Origin of the sequence: Streptomyces sp. NBRC 109706 (assembly GCF_000974485.1) — a bacterium.
GTDB lineage: Bacteria > Actinomycetota > Actinomycetes > Streptomycetales > Streptomycetaceae > Streptomyces.
In genome coordinates this window covers 450,307-470,889 of sequence record NZ_BBOM01000004.1, presented here as the reverse complement: position 1 = coordinate 470,889, position 20,583 = coordinate 450,307, and the positions used below count along the sequence as shown (strand labels likewise).

The 20,583-nt window shown below is 72.3% G+C and carries 13 protein-coding genes, 1 tRNA gene and 1 CRISPR repeat array; of the genes, 7 read left to right on the top strand and 7 right to left on the bottom strand.

Features of this window, described 5'->3' with window-relative positions; all coding sequences use genetic code 11:
- Positions 1 to 50 precede the first annotated feature (50 nt).
- The 6 genes from AOM46_RS01805 (at position 51) to AOM46_RS01780 (ending at position 9,005) form a co-directional block, all read left to right on the top strand.
- Positions 51 to 1,334 (top strand): hypothetical protein, encoded by a 1,284-nt coding sequence (locus AOM46_RS01805; protein WP_062204550.1) that lies wholly within the window; start codon positions 51 to 53, stop codon positions 1,332 to 1,334.
- Entirely contained in the window at positions 1,331 to 3,802 is a 2,472-nt protein-coding gene (locus AOM46_RS01800; protein ID WP_062204548.1) for a serine/threonine-protein kinase, read from the top strand. The genes AOM46_RS01805 and AOM46_RS01800 overlap by 4 nt, the downstream gene beginning before the upstream one ends.
- Before the next feature lie 911 nt (positions 3,803 to 4,713).
- On the top strand, positions 4,714 to 5,937 hold the full coding sequence (locus AOM46_RS01795; protein WP_078856477.1) for a PP2C family serine/threonine-protein phosphatase: 1,224 nt from the start codon (positions 4,714 to 4,716) through the stop codon (positions 5,935 to 5,937).
- A gap of 173 nt (positions 5,938 to 6,110) precedes the next feature.
- Positions 6,111 to 7,130, top strand: a complete 1,020-nt coding sequence (locus AOM46_RS01790) for an FHA domain-containing protein (RefSeq protein WP_062204540.1) — start codon at positions 6,111 to 6,113, stop codon at positions 7,128 to 7,130.
- Positions 7,131 to 7,200: 70 nt separating this feature from the next.
- The gene (locus tag AOM46_RS01785; RefSeq protein WP_062204538.1) at positions 7,201 to 7,935 is read left to right on the top strand and encodes an ABC transporter ATP-binding protein; all 735 of its coding nucleotides are present in this window, start codon (positions 7,201 to 7,203) and stop codon (positions 7,933 to 7,935) included.
- On the top strand, positions 7,932 to 9,005 hold the full coding sequence (locus tag AOM46_RS01780) for an ABC transporter permease (protein WP_062204533.1): 1,074 nt from the start codon (positions 7,932 to 7,934) through the stop codon (positions 9,003 to 9,005). The genes AOM46_RS01785 and AOM46_RS01780 overlap by 4 nt, the downstream gene beginning before the upstream one ends.
- 18 nt (positions 9,006 to 9,023) lie before the next feature.
- Here the strand turns inward: AOM46_RS01780 and AOM46_RS01775 are convergent, their stop codons facing one another.
- The 7 genes from AOM46_RS01775 to AOM46_RS01745 all read right to left on the bottom strand — a co-directional run bounded on the left by AOM46_RS01775 (position 9,024) and on the right by AOM46_RS01745 (position 17,639).
- Positions 9,024 to 9,410 carry a globin gene (locus AOM46_RS01775; protein ID WP_062204529.1) on the bottom strand — a complete coding sequence of 129 codons (387 nt, stop codon included), beginning with the start codon at positions 9,408 to 9,410 and terminating at the stop codon, positions 9,024 to 9,026.
- A 74-nt stretch (positions 9,411 to 9,484) separates the two neighbouring features.
- Positions 9,485 to 10,141, bottom strand: a complete 657-nt coding sequence (locus tag AOM46_RS01770; RefSeq protein ID WP_062204526.1) for a hypothetical protein — start codon at positions 10,139 to 10,141, stop codon at positions 9,485 to 9,487.
- Positions 10,138 to 10,620 (bottom strand): thioesterase family protein, encoded by a 483-nt coding sequence (locus tag AOM46_RS01765; protein ID WP_062204523.1) that lies wholly within the window; start codon positions 10,618 to 10,620, stop codon positions 10,138 to 10,140. The genes AOM46_RS01770 and AOM46_RS01765 overlap by 4 nt, the downstream gene beginning before the upstream one ends.
- Before the next feature lie 4 nt (positions 10,621 to 10,624).
- Positions 10,625 to 12,289 (bottom strand): energy-dependent translational throttle protein EttA, encoded by a 1,665-nt coding sequence (ettA, locus tag AOM46_RS01760; protein WP_062204520.1) that lies wholly within the window; start codon positions 12,287 to 12,289, stop codon positions 10,625 to 10,627.
- A 251-nt stretch (positions 12,290 to 12,540) separates the two neighbouring features.
- On the bottom strand, positions 12,541 to 13,953 hold the full coding sequence (locus AOM46_RS01755) for a thioester domain-containing protein (RefSeq protein ID WP_067225819.1): 1,413 nt from the start codon (positions 13,951 to 13,953) through the stop codon (positions 12,541 to 12,543).
- 226 nt (positions 13,954 to 14,179) lie between these two features.
- Positions 14,180 to 15,919 (bottom strand): GTPase, encoded by a 1,740-nt coding sequence (locus AOM46_RS01750; protein WP_078856382.1) that lies wholly within the window; start codon positions 15,917 to 15,919, stop codon positions 14,180 to 14,182.
- Positions 15,920 to 15,965: 46 nt separating this feature from the next.
- Positions 15,966 to 17,639 carry a dynamin family protein gene (locus AOM46_RS01745; protein ID WP_078856381.1) on the bottom strand — a complete coding sequence of 558 codons (1,674 nt, stop codon included), beginning with the start codon at positions 17,637 to 17,639 and terminating at the stop codon, positions 15,966 to 15,968.
- A gap of 248 nt (positions 17,640 to 17,887) precedes the next feature.
- On the opposite strand from AOM46_RS01745, the gene AOM46_RS01740 reads away from it, so the two are divergent.
- Positions 17,888 to 17,960, top strand: a tRNA-Arg gene (locus tag AOM46_RS01740).
- A 799-nt stretch (positions 17,961 to 18,759) separates the two neighbouring features.
- Positions 18,760 to 20,484: a CRISPR direct-repeat array (repeat unit 29 nt; unit sequence GTCCTCATCAACCCCGGAGGGTTCGCAAC).
- Between the last annotated feature and the right edge of the window lie 99 nt (positions 20,485 to 20,583).

The window sequence follows — 20,583 nt, the reverse complement described above, 5'->3', positions numbered from 1 at the left end:
AGACCACAGCCGACGTGTGAGAGCCGGCGGGAAAGACAGAGGGGAGTGCGATGGCCCCGGATTCCGGCGGGACCGTGCTGAGCCGCGAGGAGGTGGACCGCTCGCTGGCGCGCTTCGGCGCCGAACACGAGGCGATCGAGATCTCGTTGCTCGCCCTGCAGGACCACGCCGGCCGCCGGCTGTTGGAGGGCGCCGACCTCACCGGGGCCACCCGGGACCGCTGGGCGCGCGCCGAGCGCGTCATCACCCGGCTGTGGAACGACTTCGACCAGCTCACCGACGCCCTGGAGACGGCACGCGAACTGCGGGGGCGCCGCCGCGATCCGGGCCGTGAGGAGCTGCTGCAGCTGAGCATGGTGCTGGACGGCGCCACCATCGGCGTCGCCGACGCCGACGGCGGGGTCGAGCATCTGGGCTGGCCCGAGTTGATCGGCCGGATGAACGCCGGCTATGCGGAGGTGCTGGATCTGCTGGTCGCCGCCGACGTGGTCTGGTCCGCGCTGCCCGCCCGGATAGATCTGCTGGCCACCGAGCTGTATCGGCTGCGGGATCTGGCCCACTCGGTCGGCGTCCGCCCCGGCGCCCATCCGGCGGGCGACGAACTCACCGGCATCACCGAGGAGTTGACCACGCTGCGCGCCGAGGTGATCGCGGACCCGTTGGCCTTCTGGACGCCCGCCGGCGGCAGCAGCGCGCCCGGCGGGGGCCGCCCCGACACCACCCGCTACGACCGCGCGGCGCGCGCGCTGGACGATATTCGCCGCGAGGTGGACGCGGTCATCGGGGTGCGCAAGGACGCCGAGCAGCGGTTGATCCGGCTGCGCGACGTGCTCTCCCGTGCCGACCGCACCCTCGCGGAGGCGCGGATCGCGCGCGGCGAGGTGCTGGCCAAGATCGCCGCCTCCGAGGTCCCCGCGGTCAGCGGGCCCTCCCAGGCGCTGGGCGAACAGCTGATCGCCGCCGCCGACTTCCGCCGGCGCTCCCAGTGGCACCGCCTCTCGCCGCTGCTCGAATCCCTGGAGCAGCGCGCCGACGAGGAGTTGCGGCGGGCCCGCGACTCGCTCTCCGCCGTCACCGCGCCCCTGGCGGTCCGCGCCGAGCTGCGCGGCCGTCTCGACGCCTGGCGCGCCAGGGTCGTCCGGGCCGGCCGCGCCGACGAACCGGTGCTGGCCGCGCGCTATGACGCGGCCCGCCGGATGCTGTGGACGGCGCCCTGCGATCTACGCGCCGCCGAATCGGCGGTACTGCGCTACCAGGAGGCGGCGGCGGACGCCCTGCTGCCCTCGACCGCCGACCTGTCGGACCACGACACCGGATCGCGAGGGGAGTCATGAGCACGGAAGGCGAGGAGACCGGAACGTTCTGCCAGCGCCCCGGCTGCGACGGCCGCTATCTGCGCGGCCAGGACGGTCAACTGCACTGCGGACAGTGCGGGTTGGCCCCGGTGGTATCCCCCGAGGGCATGATCGGGGACGCCCCGACCGGCACCCAGGTGGTGCACGAGACGGATCGGGGCGACGGCCAGGGATCGGTGGACTCGACGCGCTCCCGCGCCTCCGTCCGCTCCGTCTCCGGGCGGCTCTCCCGCGAGGGCTCGGTATCGCTCGACCCGTCGATCACGGTGCGCAGCTCGCGCACCAAGACCGGGCTCTCCGTCCGCTCCCGGCTCGGCGCCGGCCTGGTGACGGTGCCCGAGGTGCCGCCGCACGACCCGAGCACCGCCGTACTCGACCGGCCGGAGGTGCCCGAACGCAAACGGTTCTGCGGCAACCACGCCTGCGGGGCCCAGGTCGGGCGCTCCCGCAACGGCCGCGCCGGACGCACCGAGGGCTTCTGCACCCACTGCGGCCACCCCTACTCGTTCGTCCCCAAGCTGCGCGCCGGGGATGTCGTGAAGGAGCAGTACCGGGTCACCGGCTGCCTGGCGCACGGTGGCCTCGGCTGGATCTATCTGGCCGTCGACACCGCCGTCCACGACCGGTGGGTGGTGCTCAAGGGCCTGCTGGACACCGGTGACGAGGACGCCATGGCGGCGGCGATCTCGGAGCGACGGTTTCTGGCCGAGATCGAGCACTCCAGCATCGTCCGGATCTACAACTTCGTTGAGCATCTGGACCGACGCACCGGCAGCATGGACGGCTACATCGTCATGGAGTACATCGGCGGCAAGTCGCTCAAGGAGATCGCCAACGCCCGCAGAACCCCCCAGGGGCGCCGCGATCCGCTGCCGGTGGAACAGGCCTGCGCCTACGGCATCGAGGCGCTTGACGCGCTGGGCTATCTGCACAGCCGCAATCTGCTCTACTGCGACTTCAAGGTGGACAACGCCATCCAGCAGCGCGACCAGCTCAAGCTGATCGACCTCGGCGCCGTCCGCCGGATGGACGACCAGGAATCAGCCATCTACGGCACGCTGGGCTACCAGGCCCCCGAGGTGGCCGAGCTGGGCCCGTCGGTGGCCTCCGACCTCTACACGGTGGCCCGCACCCTGGCCGTGCTCACCTTCGACTTCCAGGGCTACACCACCGTCTTCGCCGACAGCCTGCCGGACCCGATGCATATCGACGTGTTCCGGGAGCACGAGTCCTTCTACCGCTTCCTGGTCCGCGGCACCGACCCCGACCCCCAGCGGCGGTTCGCGTCCGCCGAGGAGATGGCGGAACAACTCACCGGCGTGCTGCGCGAGTTGGTCGCCACCCGCACCGGGCGCCCACAGCCGGCCGTCTCCCCCCTGTTCGGCCCCGAGGAACGGGTGGTGGATCCGGAGCCGCTGCGCGCCCCGGCCGGCAGCGTCTCCCGGCTCGGCGTCCGCCCCCTCAACCGGCGCGGCCGGGCCACCGCCCCGGCCGTCACCACGCCCACCGTCCGGCCGCCGGCGGCGCGGGCGGCGGCGCTGGCCCTGCCGGTGCCCCTGATCGACCCGGACGACCCCAACGCCGGTTTCCTCGCCGGCGTGATGGCCAGCGCCCCCGCCGATCTGCTGGTGGCACTGGGCGCGGCCCCCACGGACTCGGTGGAACGACGGATCAGAGAGGTGCGCGCGCACCTCAGGTTGGACGGCCCGACGTCCACCCCCGCCGTGCGCGCGCTGCTGACGACGCTGCGCCAACGCCACCACGACGACTGGCGGGTGGTCTGGTACCAGGGCCTGGCCGCCCTGGCCGAACGCGAGTTGGCCACCGCGGCGCACGCCTTCGACGCGGTGTACGACGCGTTCCCCGGCGAGGTGGCGCCCAAGCTGGCGCTGGCCGTCTGCGCCGAGGAACTGGGCCAGTGGGACAACGCGGCCGACTACTACACCTTGGTCTGGACCTGCGACCCCAGCCATGTGAGTGCGGCCTTCGGCCTGGCCAGGGTCCGCCTCGCCGTCGAGGACCGGCCGGGCGCCGTCGCCGCCCTGGAGTCGATCCCCGAGACGTCGGCCCACTACCCGGCCGCGCGGGTGGCCGCCGTGCGCGCCCGGCTGTGGCGACCGACGGACGGCGTCCACGCCCTCCCCGACCTGCTCGCGGCCGGCGAACAGGTCGCGCGTTTGCGTGCCGCCGGGTTGGAACCATCGTTGAGCGAACAACTGTCCTGTGAAGTGCTGGGATGCGCTCTGGACTGGCTGCTGTCGGGGGGCTCGCACCAGCGGGAGGCGCTGGCCGGCCAACAGCTGCTGGGCACGTCGCTCGACGAGACGGGTGTCAGGTTCGGTCTGGAACGCTCCTACCGAAGACTGGCCAGATTGGCACCCACCAGTAGGGAACGGACGGAACTGGTGGAGGCGGCGAACCGCTTCCGCCCCAGGACATGGGTGTGAAGATGCCGCAGCTCGACCAACTCTCCGCCTGCCCCGGTTGCGGGGAGCCGCTGGAGGCCGACGACCGCTTCTGCGGAGTCTGCGGCACAGACCTACGCCATGCGGCACCCCCACCGCCAGCGCGAGCGGCTGCGCCGCAGGCCCGGCCGGGGCCAGCAGCGCGGGCGGCTGCGCCGCAAGCCCGGCCGGGGCCAGCAGCGCGGGCGGCTGCGCCGCAGGCCCGGCCGGGGCCAGCAGCGCGGGCGGCTGCGCCGCAAGCCTGGCCGGGGCCAGCAGCGGCGGGACCACCGCCAGCCGACGGCGCCCAGCACCAAGCCCCAACAGGCCCCACAGCCCCGGGCACACAGCACACCGCAACCAGCGGCCAGGCGCAGCCGCCAGCGACAACCGGCGGCCCGGCGCAGCAACGCCCCCCGGCGGGAACCACCGAGACCGGCCCACCACCGGCACCCCCAACCACCGCCCCAGCACAACCGCCAGCCCGAACAGGGCAGGCGGCGGGCGGCCCGGCCGAGCCGGGAGCGCGGGCAGCCGCGCCGCAAGCCCGGCCGGGGCCAGCAGCGGCGGGACCACCGCCAGCCGGCAGCGCACAGCGCCAAGCCCCAACAGGCCCCACAGCCCCGGGCACACAGCACACCGCAACCAGCGGCCAGGCGCAGCCGCCAGCGACAACCGGCGGCCCGGCGCAGCGGCGCCCCCCAGCGGGAACCACCGAGACAGGCCCACCACCGACACCCCCAACCACCGCCCCAGCGCAACGGCCACCCCAACCACCGGCACCGCCGCGGACATCCGCGCCCGCCCAACCACCGGCCGCCCCACGGACATCCGCGCCCGCCCAACCGGCGTCCGTTCCGTCGCCGCCCCAACCACCGGCCGCGCCGCAGGCATCCGCACCTCCCGCACCGGCCGTGCCGCAGGCGTCCGCGCCCGTCCAACCACCGCCCGCCGCGCAGGCGTCGGCGTCCAGCCGGCAGGCCGGCAATCCACCCGCACCCTCCACGGCGTCCACGCCGGAGGCGTATACGCCGACGGAGCCGGACTTCCACTTGCCGTCGCCGTTGCCGTCCGAAGGCGAGTTCCCGGCGCCCCCGAGCGCACCACCGGCCGCCGCCCAGCCGCAGCCGCAGCCGCAGGGGCCCGATCCCCGGTCGCTGCCGCCGGCCGATCCCCGTATCGCGCCGCGCGCGTCGGCGGATCCCCGCGCCGGCGCCGCCGCCGCGCCGGCGGCGCCCCGTTGCACGGTCTGCGGCCGCACCGGCGCCGAGGTGGACGGCCGGTGCGTCGACTGCGCCAAGCCGGATCCGGGGGACCGCGACCACGTGGAGCGTGGCCTGGGCACGGTGGCGGCCGTCAGCGATCTCGGTCGGCGTCATCACCGTAACGAGGACTCGTTCAGCGTGGGCAACACCGCGCTCCCGGACGGCACACCCGCCGTGGTCGCCGTGGTGTGCGACGGGGTGTCGTCCTCAAGTCGCCCGCACGAGGCGTCCGAGGCCGCCGCCTACGCGGCGGCGGCCTTTCTGTTGGCCGCGCTGCCGCGCGGGATGGCCGGCGAGCAGGCGATGCACGAGGCGGTGCTGGTGGCGGCCGAGGCGGTGAACCAACTCGCCGACGCCCAGCGCGAGCCGGGCCGCAACGCGCCGGCCTGCACCCTGGTCGGCGCCATCGCCGCCGGCGGCCAGCTGACGGTCGGTTGGATCGGCGACAGCAGGGCGTACTGGGTGCCGTTGGACCGGGCGGGTGCCGCCCGGCTCACCGAGGACGATTCCTGGGCGGCGCAGATGGTGGCCGCGGGGCTGCTCTCCGAGGCCGAGGCGATGGCCGACCACCGCGCGCACGCGATCACCGCCTGGCTGGGCGCCGACGCCCAGGACGTCGAGCCGCACACCGCGACCTTCCAGCCGGACCGGCCGGGTGTGGTGGTGGTCTGCACCGACGGGCTGTGGAACTACGCGGAAGGCGCCGACCAGATGGCCAGGTTGGTGCCGGAGGGGTCCAGGTCGACGCCGTTGCCCGGTGCGCAGCGGCTGGTCAAACACGCTCTGGACGCCGGCGGGCACGACAATGTGACCGTCGCCCTCATCCCGTTTCCGCCGCCCCGGCCCGCCCCCGGCCGCGAGGGGGAGAGCTGAAAACGTGCCGAAGGTCATGGCCCCTGGGCCGTGATCGACCGGTACTGTTCGCTGAGGGGCACCTGTCGCGCCGCCGGTGAGAGGTACCACAGCAGTGCGACAGACGCGAACAACCGTGTAAGAACACCAGATTCGATACCGAGTGAAGAAGTGATGTAAGGGGGAGGCAGTCCATGCCGACTTGCCCTAACGGCCACCAGTCGATGGCCGAGGACTGGTGCGAGGTCTGTGGACACCGCATCATGGCACCCGCCGTCCCCATGCCACCACCGCCGCCCCCGGGGCAGGACTTTCCCGGCCACCCGGGGCCGCCGCCCCCGCCGCCGGGGCAGGGCTTCCCCGCCCAGCCGGGACCGCAGGGGTATCCGGGCCAGCAGCAGCAGCACGGCGGGCCCGGCTATCCGCCGCCGGGTGGGCCGGTCACGGCGCCGATGCCGGCCGCCGAGTTGTGTCCGCAGTGCCGCACCCCGCGCGAGGCGCAGTCCCCGTTCTGCGAGGAGTGCCGGTTCAACTTCCTGACCAACTCCCCCACCACCTACACCCCGCCGGCCCCCGCCTATCCGGGCGGGCCGCAGTCGGCGCCGGTCGGGCAGCAGCCGTTGGGGCAGCAACAGCCGCCGGGGCCGCCCGGGTTCGGCCAGCCGCCGGCGCCGCCGCACCAGCGGCAGCAGTACCAGCAGGGCCCGCCGCAGCCGTCCGGCGACTGGATGCTGCCGCCGCCCGGCGGCGCGCCGGTCGGGCCGCCGCAGCCGGGCCCGCCCGGCTATCCGGGCCAGCAGCTGAGCGGCGGCGTCTGGCTGGTGTCGGTCGGTCCCGACCCCGAGTACTTCGCGGCGATGATGCACCGTTCGGGCCCCGAGGCCGCGCAGCTGTCGCTGCCCGCCTATGCGCCGGAGCAGCAACTCCAGCTCAACGGGCCGCAGATGACCATCGGCCGGCGCCGGAACTCCACGGGTGAGTCGCCCGATATCGACCTCTCCCAGCAGCCGGAGGACCCGGGCGTCTCGCATCAGCACGCGGTGCTGGTGGAGCAGCCCGACGGCGGCTGGGCCGTGGTGGACCAGGACTCGACCAACGGCACCACGGTGAACGGCGCCGAGGACCCGATCCAGCCGTTCGTCCCGGTGCCGCTCCAGGAGGGTGACCGGGTGCATGTGGGCGCCTGGACCACGCTGCGCCTCTACCGTCAGTGACCGGGCGGCCCCCGACCGCTCTCCGGTGGCCCACCGATGGTGAGGTTTCGGCCAGCACTACGATCGCAGAGTGACGAATAACATAGCCGCCATATCGGTCGAAGGACTGCGTAAGCGTTACGGGGAGGTCCAGGCCGTCGACGGGGTCACCTTCGAGGTTACGGAAGGTGAGTTCTACGGCATCCTGGGCCCCAACGGTGCCGGCAAGACCACCACGATGGAGCTGATCGAGGGGCTGCGCGAGCCCGACGAGGGCACCGCGCGGCTGCTCGGCGTTCCGTCCTGGCCCCGGGACCAACGGCTGCTGCGGCGGATCGGCGTCCAGCTCCAGGCGTCGGCGTTCTTCGAGAAGCTCACCGCCCGGGAGCAGATCCACACCTTCGCCGCCCTCTACGGCGTCTCGTCGTCGCGGGCCGACGAGATGCTGGAGACGGTCGGCCTGACCGAGAAGGCGGACACCCGCGAGGACAAGCTCTCCGGCGGGCAGGCCCAACGGCTCTCCATCGCCTGCGCGTTGGTGCACGATCCGGAGCTGGTCTTCCTCGACGAGCCGACCACAGGGCTTGACCCGCAGGCCCGCCGCAACCTGTGGGATCTGCTGCGCGGGATCAACGGCGCGGGGCGCACCGTCGTCCTCACCACGCACTACCTGGACGAGGCCGAGATCCTCTGCGACCGGGTGGCCATCATGGACGCCGGCCGCATCCTGCGGGTCGGTGCCCCGGCCGATCTCGTCGCGGAGTTGGGCGTGAAGAACCTGGAGGACGTCTTCCTCCAGCTCACGGGACGGGAGTACCGGGAATGAGCGTCACCGCCCTCAAGAGCCTGTCCAGGGCGATGTTGTTCGCCCTGCTGAGGGACCGCACGGCGTCCTTCTTCACGCTGATCTTCCCGCTGATGTTCCTGCTGCTGTTCGGCGCGCTGTTCCAGAACGACTCTGTCTCCCGCTCCCATGTGCTCCAGGTCGGCGAGGTCGCCGTCCTGGACGATCTGTCGGCCGAGCAGCGCCGGGACCTCTCCGAGGCGCTGAACGTGGAGCATCTGGCGGACCGCGACGAGGCGTTGGCGCGGGTCAGCGACGGCGAGGCCGACGCCGTGGTCTGGGAGGCGGCCGACGGCACCGTCGAACTGCGCTACTCGGCGGCCGATCCGGCGCGGTCCGGCACCGTGCAGGGGCTGATGCAGTCACTGGTGCAGAGCGCCAACGTGGCGGCGACCGGTCAGCCGCCGGCGTTCGAGCTGGCCACCGACCAGATCGAGGACCGTTCGGTCAAGGCGATCCAGTATCTGGCGCCCGGCCTGCTCGGCTGGGCTATCGCCATGGGCGCCGCCTTCATGTCGGCGTTCACGCTGGTGAGTTGGCGGAAGAAGCGGATCCTGCGCCGGCTATGGCTGGCCCCGATCTCGCCGGCGACGGTGATCAGCGCCCGGATCGGCGTAAGCCTGGGGATGGCGCTGCTGCAGACGGCGCTCTTCATCGGCATCGCGACCATCCCCTTCTACGGGCTGCAACTCACCGGCCACTGGTGGCTGGCGATCCCGCTGGTGGCGTCCGGCACGCTGTCCTTCATGTCGGTCGGCCTGCTGATCGGCGCCTGGGCCAAGACGGACGAGGCGGCCAACGCGGCGCTCCAGCTGGTGATCATGCCGATGGCGTTCCTGTCGGGATCGTTCTTCCCGCTGGACGGCGTCCCCGGCTGGGTGGCGGCGATCTCCAACGCGATGCCGTTGAAGCATCTCAACGAGGCCATGCAGGATGTCCTCACCCGGGGCGGGAGCTGGGGCGACGCGCTGCCGGTGATCGGCGGGCTGCTGCTGTTCACGGCGGTGCTGACGGCGGTGGCGGCGCGGCTGTTCCGCTGGGACGACGCCTGACCGGGCCGACCCCGCCCGCTACTCCGGGGTGTTGATCATGGAGCGGGCGGCGAACACCAGATAGTCCCAGAGCTGCTTCTCCAGCTTGGGATCCAGCTCCAGACTGTCCACCGCGTCGCGCATATGCCGCAGCCAGGCATCGTGCGCGGCGCGGTCGACCGTGAACGGCGCGTGCCGCATCCGGAGCCTGGGATGCCCCCGGGTCTCGCCATAGGTGTGGGGCCCGCCCCAGTACTGCATCAGAAAGAGCGCCAGCCGGTCCTCGGCGGGGCCGAGATCCTCCTCCGGATACATCGGCCGCAGGATCGGGTCGTCGGCCACGCCCTCGTAGAACCTGCGGACCAGCGCCCGAAAGGTCGGCTCGCCCCCGACCAGCTCGTAGAACGTCAGTTGCTGGATCTCCATGGCTCCATGGTGGCAGACCCGCCAGGGCCCGACGCCGCTGGTCCGGATACCCGCCGGTAGCCGGGCGGCCCGCGCTAGACGGGGGTGACGCTCAGGCCGCCGACGCCGGCCCGACGCACGGCCGTCGAGCCGAGCGCCGTCCGCAGCCGCAGCCAGGGGCCGCGTTCCAGCACGGTGACGGGCTCCGCCGCCCGCAGCAGGCCGAGGGCGTGCGCCGCGTGCACGGCGCGCAGCGGCAGCGTGGTGTCGGCCAGCGGGCGGGACCATATCTCCTCGGCCAGCGCGTCCAGCGCGCTCCTGGTGCGCTCCTCGGGCGGCAGCCCCTCGGTGCGCTCCCGGAACTCGGCGACCACCGCGCCGGCGGCCCGCCGCACCAGCTGGTGCGGCACCTCGGCCAGCGCGGTCCAGCCGCCGCGCGGCGGCAGCAGCCCGGCCCAGGAGGGGCCGGTCACGGCGGCCGGCAGCGCCAACGTCCCGCGCTCCTCGTCCACCGCCTCAAGCAACTCCCCGGCGGAGACCGTGCGATCCAGCCGGACCGGCGCGCGCAGCGGCACCGGGCGGACGGCCAGCACCCCGAACCTGGCCGGCTGGGTGAAGACCGCGACCACCTCTCCGTCGCCCTGCACCCGGGCGGCGGCCGTGCGGTCCCACCGCAGCTGGCGGCCGAGGAAGGCGACGAGGTCCGTCGCCTCCCCCGGCCGTGCGAACGCCAACTCGGGCTGCCCGGTCATGCCGCGTCGGCGTCCCTCGCCTCGCCCGCCTCGGCCGGTTCGTCGGCACCGCCCGCCTCGTCGCCGCCCGTCGCCTCGTCGTCGAAGTAGCGGGAGAGGAACGTCCGCTCCTCGTCGGTCAGCCGCCGGGGGCGGCTCAGCTCCAGGTCGTAGGGGACTATCACGGTCTGCGCCGTGACATAGAGGCCGCTCTCGTCCTTGATCTCATAGCCGACCGTGGCCGAGGCGAACCCCAGCTTGGTCACCCAGAGTTCGACGACGACCGGTTCGGGTCGGTGGGTGAGCGGTTTGCGGTAGTCGATCTCGTGCCGGGCCACCACCGAGCCGCCGGTGAACGCACCCGAATCGGCCTGCCGCGCCAGCCGGAACATGAAATCTATCCGCGCCTCTTCGAGATAGCGCAGGAAGACCACGTTGTTGACATGGCCGAAGGAGTCCATGTCCGACCAGCGCAGCGGGCACTCAAAGCGATGCCGCATCGTCCTAGCCCCTGGTCAGCTTCTTGTGGGTGGCGCGGTGCGGACGGGCCGCCTCCGCGCCGAGCCGCTCGATCTTGTTCTTCTCGTAGGACTCGTAGTTGCCCTCGAACCAGAACCAGCGCGAATCGCCCTCGTAGGCCAGGATGTGCGTGGCCACCCGGTCCAGGAACCACCGGTCGTGGGAGACCACCACGGCGCAGCCGGGGAACTCGAGCAGCGCGTTCTCCAACGAGGAGAGCGTCTCCACGTCCAGGTCGTTGGTCGGCTCGTCCAGCAGCAGCAGATTGCCGCCCTGCTTGAGGGTGAGCGCCAGGTTGAGGCGGTTCCGCTCGCCGCCGGAGAGCACGCCCGCCGGCTTCTGCTGGTCCGGGCCCTTGAAGCCGAAGGCGCTGACATAGGCGCGGGACGGCATCTCGACCTGGCCGACGTTGATGTAGTCCAGGCCGTCGGAGACGACCTCCCACAGCGTCTTCTTGGGGTCGATATGGGCGCGGCTCTGGTCGACATACGAGATGTCGACCGTTTCGCCGACCCGGACCGAGCCCGAGTCCACCGTCTCCAGGCCGAGGATCATCTTGAACAGCGTGGTCTTGCCGGCGCCGTTGGGGCCGATCACGCCGACGATGCCGTTCCTCGGCAGCGTGAACGAGAGGCCGTCGACCAGCACCTTGTCGCCGAACGCCTTGCCGAGCCTGTCCACCTCGACCACGACATTGCCGAGCCGGGGGCCCGGCGGGATCTGGATCTCCTCGAAGTCCAGCTTCCTGGTCTTCTCGGCCTCGGCCGCCATCTCCTCGTAACGGGCGAGCCGCGCACGGGACTTGGCCTGCCGGCCCTTGGCGTTGGAGCGGACCCACTCCAGCTCGTCCTTGAGCCGCTTGGCGCGCTTGGCGTCCTTCTGGCCCTCGACCTTGAGCCGGGTCTGCTTGGTCTCCAGGTACTTGGAGTAGTTGCCCTCGTAGACATAGGCGCGACCGCGGTCCAGCTCAAGGATCCACTCGGCCACGTTGTCCAGGAAGTACCGGTCGTGGGTGATGGCCACCACGGTGCCCGGGTACTTGGCGAGGTGCTGCTCAAGCCACTGCACGGACTCGGCGTCCAGATGGTTGGTCGGCTCGTCCAGCAGCAGCAGATCGGGCTGTTCGAGCAGCAGCTTGCAGAGCGCCACCCGGCGCTTCTCGCCACCGGAGAGGTTGGTCACCGGCCAGTCCCCTGGCGGGCAGCCCAGGGCGTCCATGGCCTGCTCCAGCTGGGCGTCCAGATCCCAGGCGCCGGCGTGGTCCAGCTCCTCCTGGAGCTGGCCCATCTCCTCCATCAGCGCGTCGGTGTAGTCCGTCGCCATCTGCTCGGCGATGGCGTTGAACCGGTCGAGCTTGGCCTTGGTCTCGGCCACGCCCTCCTGGACGTTCTCCAGCACCGTCTTCGACTCGTCCAGCGGCGGCTCCTGCAGCAGGATGCCGACCGTGTAGCCGGGGGTGAGGAACGCGTCGCCGTTGGACGGCTGCTCAAGATCGGCCATGATCTTGAGCACCGTGGACTTGCCGGCGCCGTTGGGGCCCACGACACCGATCTTGGCCCCGGGCAGGAAGCTCAGGGTGACGTTGTCCAGGATCACCTTGTCGCCGTGGGCCTTGCGCGTCTTGCGCATGGTGTAGATGTACTCAGCCAAGAGAAACCGTCCGGCTAGCTGTCGTCATGGGTGGGATGTCGGGGGCGGGATGTCTGGGGGCGGGGAATCAGGCGGCGGAAAGCCTGCCACCATCCTGCCGCATCCCCCGGCCCCGGACGAAACCGGTGCCGGGGCGCCGGGGGCACCGGGGGCGGCGCGGGCGCCCGGGCAACGCCGAGGGGGCGGGCCCGTGTAGGACCCGCCCCCAGGCGCGTTCGGTACCGCTGTTACCTCAGGGGGTGACCGTCAGGTCACTCGCCCGCGGTGGTGGAGCGGCGGCGGATGAAGAAGACCACGCCGGCACCGATCACCAGCAGGGCCACGGCGGCCCCACCGATCAGGGCCGGGTTGCCCCCGCTGCTGCCGGTCTCGGCCAGGTCCGGGCCGTCCTCGCCCTCGCCGCCGGTGCTGGCCGGCGCGGGCTCGTTGTCGTCGATCTGCTCCTGGCCGCCGTCGTCACCGGTCTCGCAGTCCAGCACGCCGCTGAAGACCCACGGCTCGGCGCCGTCGATGGAGTTCTCGATGGTGATCTCGTACGCCTGGCCGTTCTCGACGGGAACGACCTGGGAGTGCGACTCGCCGGGGCCGATCTCGTGCTCCTGACCGTCCAGCTCGAAGGTGAAGGGGACGTCACCCTCGTTGGTGGCGGTGATCTCCACGCCGCCCTCGGCGCACTTCTCCACCGCGTTGACCGCGACGGATGGCTGGCCGGCGGAGGCCCAGTTGGCGCTGGCCGAAGCGGTCACGGAGGAGTCCGAGGAACCGGCCAGGATCATGGTCTGGGTGCGGGTGTCGATGCCGGTGAAGGCACGGCCGACCGGCACCTGGGAGGTGGCCGTCGCGGTCAGCGAGGCCTGGCCGTCCTCGGCGTCCTCGGGCACCGAGAAGTACAGCTCGGTGCCATCGGCGACCGGCTGGTCCTCGGTGATGTACTCGCCGTTGGCGTCGACGATCGTCACGCCCTGCTCGGCGGCGCCGGCGTCGGGGGCGACATAGGCCGCGTCCGCGCTGGTGGTGAGCGTGACCGGGCCGATCACCTGGCCGGGCTGGCCGGAGACCTGCGGCGGGTTCAGCGCCAGCGAGGCGCCCGGCTCGGCGACATCGCCGGCGTTCTCCAGCAGCCAGTCGGTGAGCTTCGCGGCGTTCTCGTTGGTGGGAACGGCGTCGACCCCGTCGGACAGCTCCCAGATCGCGGCCTGGGTGCCGGCGGCGGCCTGCTCCTCGTTCAGCGACTCGGCGCCCGCCTGCTCGGCGAGGCCCGCCAGGTCGTTCACCACGGGGAAGGAGTTCTGCAGGATCCAGTGGATCTTGCCGGCGTCCGGGTTGCCGTGGAGCGTCGAGGACTCCCAGTCGGTCTCCTTGTACTGGGCGCCGTCCCGCGCACCGGTGGCGAAGTCGATGCAGTAGGTCTTCAGCGTGCCGCCGTCGTCGGCGGTGAGGTAGAAGAGGCCGGCCCCGTAGGTGTGGGTCTCCCCGTTGTGGGTGACCTCGACGCGGTCGCTGACCGTCAATCCGTCGAGGACCGCCGTGGCTCCCCCGCTGCGCGGGTTCTGCTCGTCGGCGATGGCCGAGCCGGCGGTGGCTATGGCGCCTCCCGCGAACAGCCCGGTGGCGACGGCCGTAGCCGCAAGGCGGGTTACCACCCGCTTGCGCGCGTGCATCATGTGTGTGTCCCCTCCACGAGATCACAGGGCGCAGCCGCATCTTCCGACGGCACGCTCATCAACATCCCCGTGCGTACGGTGGATCGTAGAGAGGCAGTTCGACAATGTCCCCGTCGATCCGCGGGCTCACACATTCCGAAGTGGAATCGTTACCTGGTGACTTCGCCGAACGCCTCACCGGACCCCATGATGGGGCAGTCGCGGAGATTCCGCCGAGTCCTGTGGATTACGGGCCGGTTGTGGACAACTCCGTCACCCCCGCGGGTGAAGCCGCCACCACATAGCGCTCCCGTACCTCCCGGTACCGCAACAGCTCGGCGGCCACCGGCTCCAGCACCTGACGGTGACCCAACTCGGCCGCCAGCCGGCGCAGTCGCCACTCCTCCTGCCGACCGTGCGCATGGGCGGGGCCGCGCGCCGCGATCCGGCAGCCCCAGGCCAGCAGCGGCCCGCCGACCGAGCCCACCACCAGCAGCGTCACCGGCAGCCAACGCCCCATCAGCGGCTGGCCGACCAGCACCGCGAGCAGCCAGCAGACCCCCAACAGCTGGGTGGCCAGCAGCACCGCCTGGCCGGCGGCGGCCGCCGACCACCAACCGGGCCGGGGCGGACGGGTCGCCGGTCCGCGCCCCACCAGGGCGCTCTCCAACGCCCGGGGCAACGTTCCCGCGCCGCGCCAGGCCGCGTCCCGCACCGCCTTGGCCCAGGGCTCGGGCAGCCCGTCCGCCGCCTCGTCGGCCAGCCGCCGCACCGCCTGCTCCACCTCGGGCGCCGACACCGTGGGGGACTCGTCCCCGCGCAGCCGCTTGGCGGCCAACGCCGGCGGCTCCCCGCGCCGTTCGGCCTGCCGGGCGGCCAGCCGACGCAGCCCCTGCGCCAGCGGGGTGCCACAGGCCCGGTCCGAGCGCCGCAGCCAGCCGCGTTCCGCCGCCTGCCCGGCGGCCGGCGCGCCCACGGCCGTGGCCAGCCGGTCCTCGAACTCCTCCCGCGCCTCGTCGGTCAACCCGGCCGGCGCCGCCGCGCCGTCCGCCACATAGACGGCCTCAAGCCGCCGCGCGACGCCGTCCACATCCGCCGCCAACCGCCGCGCCGCAGCCGTCCGTGCGGCCACCAACTCGCCGATCAGCTTGCGTAGTTCGCCGACCCCGTCGCCCGTCAGCGCCGATCCGGCCAGCACCCAGGCGCCCGGCTCGCCGTGCTCCCCCAGCGCCACCCCCCGCTCGTCGAGAAGCCGCCGCAGATCGTCCAACACCGCGTCCACCGCCTCCGCGGGCAGCCGGTCGGCCTGGTTCAACACGATCAACGAAACGTCGGCATGCCCGGCGAACGCCCGCAGATAGCGCTCGTGCAGCAGCGCGTCCGCGTACTTCTCCGGATCGACCACCCACACCACCGCGTCCACCAGGCCCAGCAGCCGGTCCACCTGCTCCCGGTGCGCCGGATCGACCGAGTCGTAGTCCGGCAGGTCGAGCAGGATCAACCCGCGCAACCCCGGATCCAGCACATGCGCCCGACGTCGCGCCCGCGCCGGCACCCCGAGCCGTTCCAGCAGACCGTCGGGGCTCTGCCCACGCCCCGCCTCCCACGTGCAGGAGACCGGCGTCGCCGTCGTCGGCCGGCGCACCCCGGCCTCCGAGAGCTGCGCCCCGGCCAACGCGTTGAACAGCGTCGACTTCCCGCTCCCGGTGGCCCCGGCGATCGCCACCGTGGTGTACGCCCGGGGCAGCCGGTCCCTGGCCGCCGCCTCGTCCAACACCCGGCCGGCCTCGGCCAACACCCGCTCGTCCAGCCGGGTCCTGGACAGCCCGACCAGCTCCCGCAGCGCGCCGAGCCGCGCCCGCAGTGCCCCGTCCTCCTCAAGACCGGTCGGGCCGCCCTGGCCACGGGGCGGCCCCCCGTCGCCAGCACCCCTGGGGTCACGCGACTCCCCGCCGAACCCGTGGATCGACGCCTGCTCTTCCGTCACCTGGTACTCCTCGCGCTTCTGACCGGTCTTCAGACAGTGGTGGGACTCAGACGGTGGTGGGTCGGTGCTCGGCGCGCACCGAGGACAGCGCGGACACCAGCTCCACCTGGGTGTCCGCGGTGATCCCCAACCGGTGCAGCGGCGCGCCCCGCCGCCGCTTCTCCGCCCCCAACGCGCGGGAGACACAGGCGTTCAGCTGCTGGCCGCCCTTGTCCCGCAGCCGCGCCGCGCCCCTGGGGCCCAGCGCCCCGGCCAACGTCTGCTGGGCGACGCCGGCCGCCCGGCCGCCCAGCAGCGAGGCCGCCAACAGCGCGGCCGTCTCCCCGTCCTCCCCCGGCAGCTGACGGCGCTCCGTCGGCTGCCCCAGCATCAGCGGGCTGGTCCGCGCCTCCTCGGCCAACTCCTCAAGGCAGCGCCGCAGTCGACGCACCGCGACCCCCACCCGGTCCGCCACCGCGCCCGGCTCCTCCGGATCCGCGGGCGGCGCGGCCGCCTCCTGCCGCCAGGCGGCGTCCGTCCGCTCGTCGGCGGCGGCCACCGCCTCCACCAGCAGACCGGCCAACGCCGTGGTCAACGCGTCCATCAGCTCGTCGGAGCTGGCGTCGTCGGGGAACGCCATCCAGTGCGCGCGCGCCTCACCGGCCAGCAGACCGCCGTCCGCGAGACAGCCGCGCACCCGCTGGGCCGCCTCGTCGAACGCCTCGTCCAGCCGCTGGTCGAGCCGCACGGCGGTGGCGTGCTGCGACGCCGCCGCGCTGGCCAGCGCCATCACCCGCCCCCGCAGCCCGGCCAGCGCGCCCCGCGCGGTGCGCGCCGCGGCCAGCGCCCTGGCCTCGTGATCCCGCGCCCGGTGCGCCAGCCACTCCCGCAGCCCGGCCACGGCGGTGGCCGGCAGAACGCCCGAGCCGCCGCGCGCCGACTCGGGCAGCTCGGGCACGGTGAACCGTGGAATGGAGCCCAGCCCGGCCCGTTCCAACAGCGCGCCGTAGTGCCGGGACACCTCGGCCGCCACCTGGTGCGGCACCCGGTCGAGCACCGTGGCCACCGTCACATCGGCGTCCCGCGCGCTGCGCAGCAGATGCCAGGGCACCGCGTCCGCGTACCGGGACGCGGTGGTCACCAGCACCCAGATGTCGGCCGCGCCCAGCAGATCGGCGGCCAGATCGCGGTTCGCCTCCACCAGCGAGTCGATATCGGGCGCGTCCAGCAGCGCCAGACCGGCCGGCAGCGCCCGCGTCGTCTCCACCGCCAGCGCCAACTGCCCGTCCCGCCGCACCGGCGGCGGCTGCTCGGCCTCCTGCCGGGGCATCCACACCCGCCCCAGCTGCGGCAGCACGCGCTTCCCCGAGAACCAGTGGTGATCGTCGGGGTGGCACACCAGCACCGGCGTCCTGGTGGTCGGCCGCAGCACCCCGGCCTCGGTGACCCGCCGCCCCACCAGCGAGTTCACCAACGTGGACTTCCCCGCCCCCGTCGATCCCCCCACCACGGCGAGCAACGGCGCGTCCGGCTGCCGCAGCCGGGGCAACAGATACCCGTCCAGCTGGGCGAGCAACTCGGCACACGACCGCCGGGCACGCTCCACCCCGGGCAACTCCAGCGGGAAGCGCGCGGCAGCGAGACGCTCCCGTAGGAGGGTCAATGCGTCCAGCAGTTCGGGCCGTGCGTCCAAGATCGCCACATGCGCAGAATGCCCAACTTCAAGCGGTTTCCAAAGCATATTCCGCCGAACGCGCCCCAAAGCGGACGTGAGACCCCGTGGCGCGGCATAACGAGTGCGCAACACCCCTCCCCTGAGCGTTCAAAACCGCTGCGCACTTCGCACTCGCCTGCGATTATCGGGGCTGCTTCACTGGATCTCCACACAAGGGTGCTGCCGTGAAGCAACCGGGGCGAACCCCTCGACGCTCTATCCTGTCCGCGGCGAGGTCACCGAGGGGGCACGTCCCACGCCCATGACCAACACCGGCCCCCGTAGCTCAGCGGATAGAGCAGGTGCCTTCTAAGCACTTGGCCGCAGGTTCGAGTCCTGCCGGGGGCGCACCATCTTTTACGCCGCCGTCTATGCGCGTTCCCGCAGGTCAGCGGCATTGTTTGCCACGAGCCGCAGGTGTGGTGGACTCCGGCCCTCCGGGGCCCCTCGGGGGCGCTCTCCACCTCCTCCCCGCCGGTTGTGTCCGTTTTGTGGTGACGAGATTCGGCTGCCCACGGTGAATACACGGAAAAGTTCGCCGACGCCTCAGCCGAAAGGCCGGCGGAGCAGCCCGACCCGGCCTACTGTGCCGGGAATCACAGACCGGCCGCGCTGGCCCGGGACGAGTTCACTCTTCCGTGCCCATCTCCCCACCCACCGGACGACCGAACGGCTTCAAACGGCCTCACGGAACACCCGGCCGGCCGGCACTCCCGCACCCCGTCGCGCGCCGCGAACTCCCCACCCACCGGCCCCACCACAGGAGGAAGAGAACCTGCGATGACCGGTACTGGACACGGGCCGTCGGAAGCACCGCCGAGGGACATCGACGCGACAAGGCCGAGGCCCCGCCCCATGCGTGGACACCAAGACCGAACCACTCCCCCACCACCCCCACGCCAGCCCCCTTGGCCCCACACCCACGACCGAGCACTCCCAGACAGCCTGTCAGCACTCCAGGTGCCGCTCCTGCCACCAGAGCTAGGCTGGCCCCATCAGCCCAAGACCCCACGGACCACTCCCACACTTCCTGCACAACGCCCCGCGCACCCCTCTGACCTGCGACGTTGCACTACCGTCAGACTGCTGCACTTTCACCCCCACGCGGCACCCAGCCCTGCCCCCCAACCAGCGGCTTTACACTCGGGTCCTCATCAACCCCGGAGGGTTCGCAACCGAATGGCCGGCGCAGGTCGTGGATCCGAACCCTGGTCCTCATCAACCCCGGAGGGTTCGCAACCCGACCGTGAGCGCGGCGGCGCCGGCAACGAGCTTGCGCGTCCTCATCAACCCCGGAGGGTTCGCAACCCTGGGCGGAGCGCGCGGATGCCACGGTGGTCTAGTCCTCATCAACCCCGGAGGGTTCGCAACGTGGCGGCCATCAGCTGCTGCAGCAAGGCTCGGGCGTCCTCATCAACCCCGGAGGGTTCGCAACCGCTGTGGTCCGCCGATCTATGGGGCGGCCGGGCGTCCTCATCAACCCCGGAGGGTTCGCAACCCGGCCGCGTCCGCGTGCCGCAGTCGAGCCGCCAGCAGGTCCTCATCAACCCCGGAGGGTTCGCAACATGGCCGCCAGCTCGCCTTCGGTGAAACCCGCCGTGTCCTCATCAACCCCGGAGGGTTCGCAACGTCTCCTGCGCCCACGCGCCGAACGCGCGCAGCATCCCGAGTCCTCATCAACCCCGGAGGGTTCGCAACACCGGCGCCGGATGCTCCGCCGGAGCGTCGGCTGGGTCCTCATCAACCCCGGAGGGTTCGCAACCCCGGGCGGTGGCCGATACTGCCAACCAGCACGGCCGCGTCCTCATCAACCCCGGAGGGTTCGCAACTTCTCGTTGCGGTTGTTGGGTACGCGGCCGGTGCCGTGTCCTCATCAACCCCGGAGGGTTCGCAACACTGCTCACTGTCTGCGGAGGAGCTGGGGTTCAGGTCCTCATCAACCCCGGAGGGTTCGCAACGTGACCGGCCGCCGGCTCCCGCTGGACCGGCACCGCGTCCTCATCAACCCCGGAGGGTTCGCAACCCGGCGGGCGCACCCCTGCTGGACCAAGTCTCGTTGGTCCTCATCAACCCCGGAGGGTTCGCAACCTCATGGCGGGCACTCCGTCTCGTGTCGAACTGTCAGGTCCTCATCAACCCCGGAGGGTTCGCAACGATGTCGGCTGGGGGGGTGATGGATCGGATGGTGGCCGTCCTCATCAACCCCGGAGGGTTCGCAACCTCGCCCGCCTGGCCGGGTCCGCGGTGGAGAAGTGGTCCTCATCAACCCCGGAGGGTTCGCAACAGTCCCGCAGGGGCGGGCCGGTCGAGGGCCGCGGCTTGTCCTCATCAACCCCGGAGGGTTCGCAACGGGAGGGCCAGCGCCTCGTCCACGGTGTATCCGAGTCCTCATCAACCCCGGAGGGTTCGCAACCCCGACCCACCCAGTAACCGCGCCCACCACCCCGCGTCCTCATCAACTCCGGAGGGTTCGCAACGCCTCTGCATCGGCCAGGACGAGGAGTTCGCCCCCGCGTCCTCATCAACCCCGGAGGGTTCGCAACGTCTCCGCGAGGGCGCGGTCGCGCTGGCGCACGGCGTCCTCATCAACCCCGGAGGGTTCGCAACCAGGAGCCGGCCGACGATCCGGCGGAACTCCCGGTCGTGTCCTCATCAACCCCGGAGGGTTCGCAACAAGCCCTCCTGCCCGCCGCCGGCCGGGCGCCGCATGTCCTCATCAACCCCGGAGGGTTCGCAACCTCCCCGGCCCGGGCCCGTGTGGGTGGGGTCGGGGAGTCCTCATCAACCCCGTAGGGTTCGCAACACGTAGCCCCAGGTGGTGAACCCGTTGTTCCAGGCGCAGGATCCTCATCACCCCTGGAGGGTGGCTTGGGGGATGCTCATGGAACTTGAACGTGCAGGTCAGCACCCTGTTCGCCACCCGGCAACCTCAGACGCCTGCTGCGCACCGGGGCCGTAGGTTCGAGTTCTA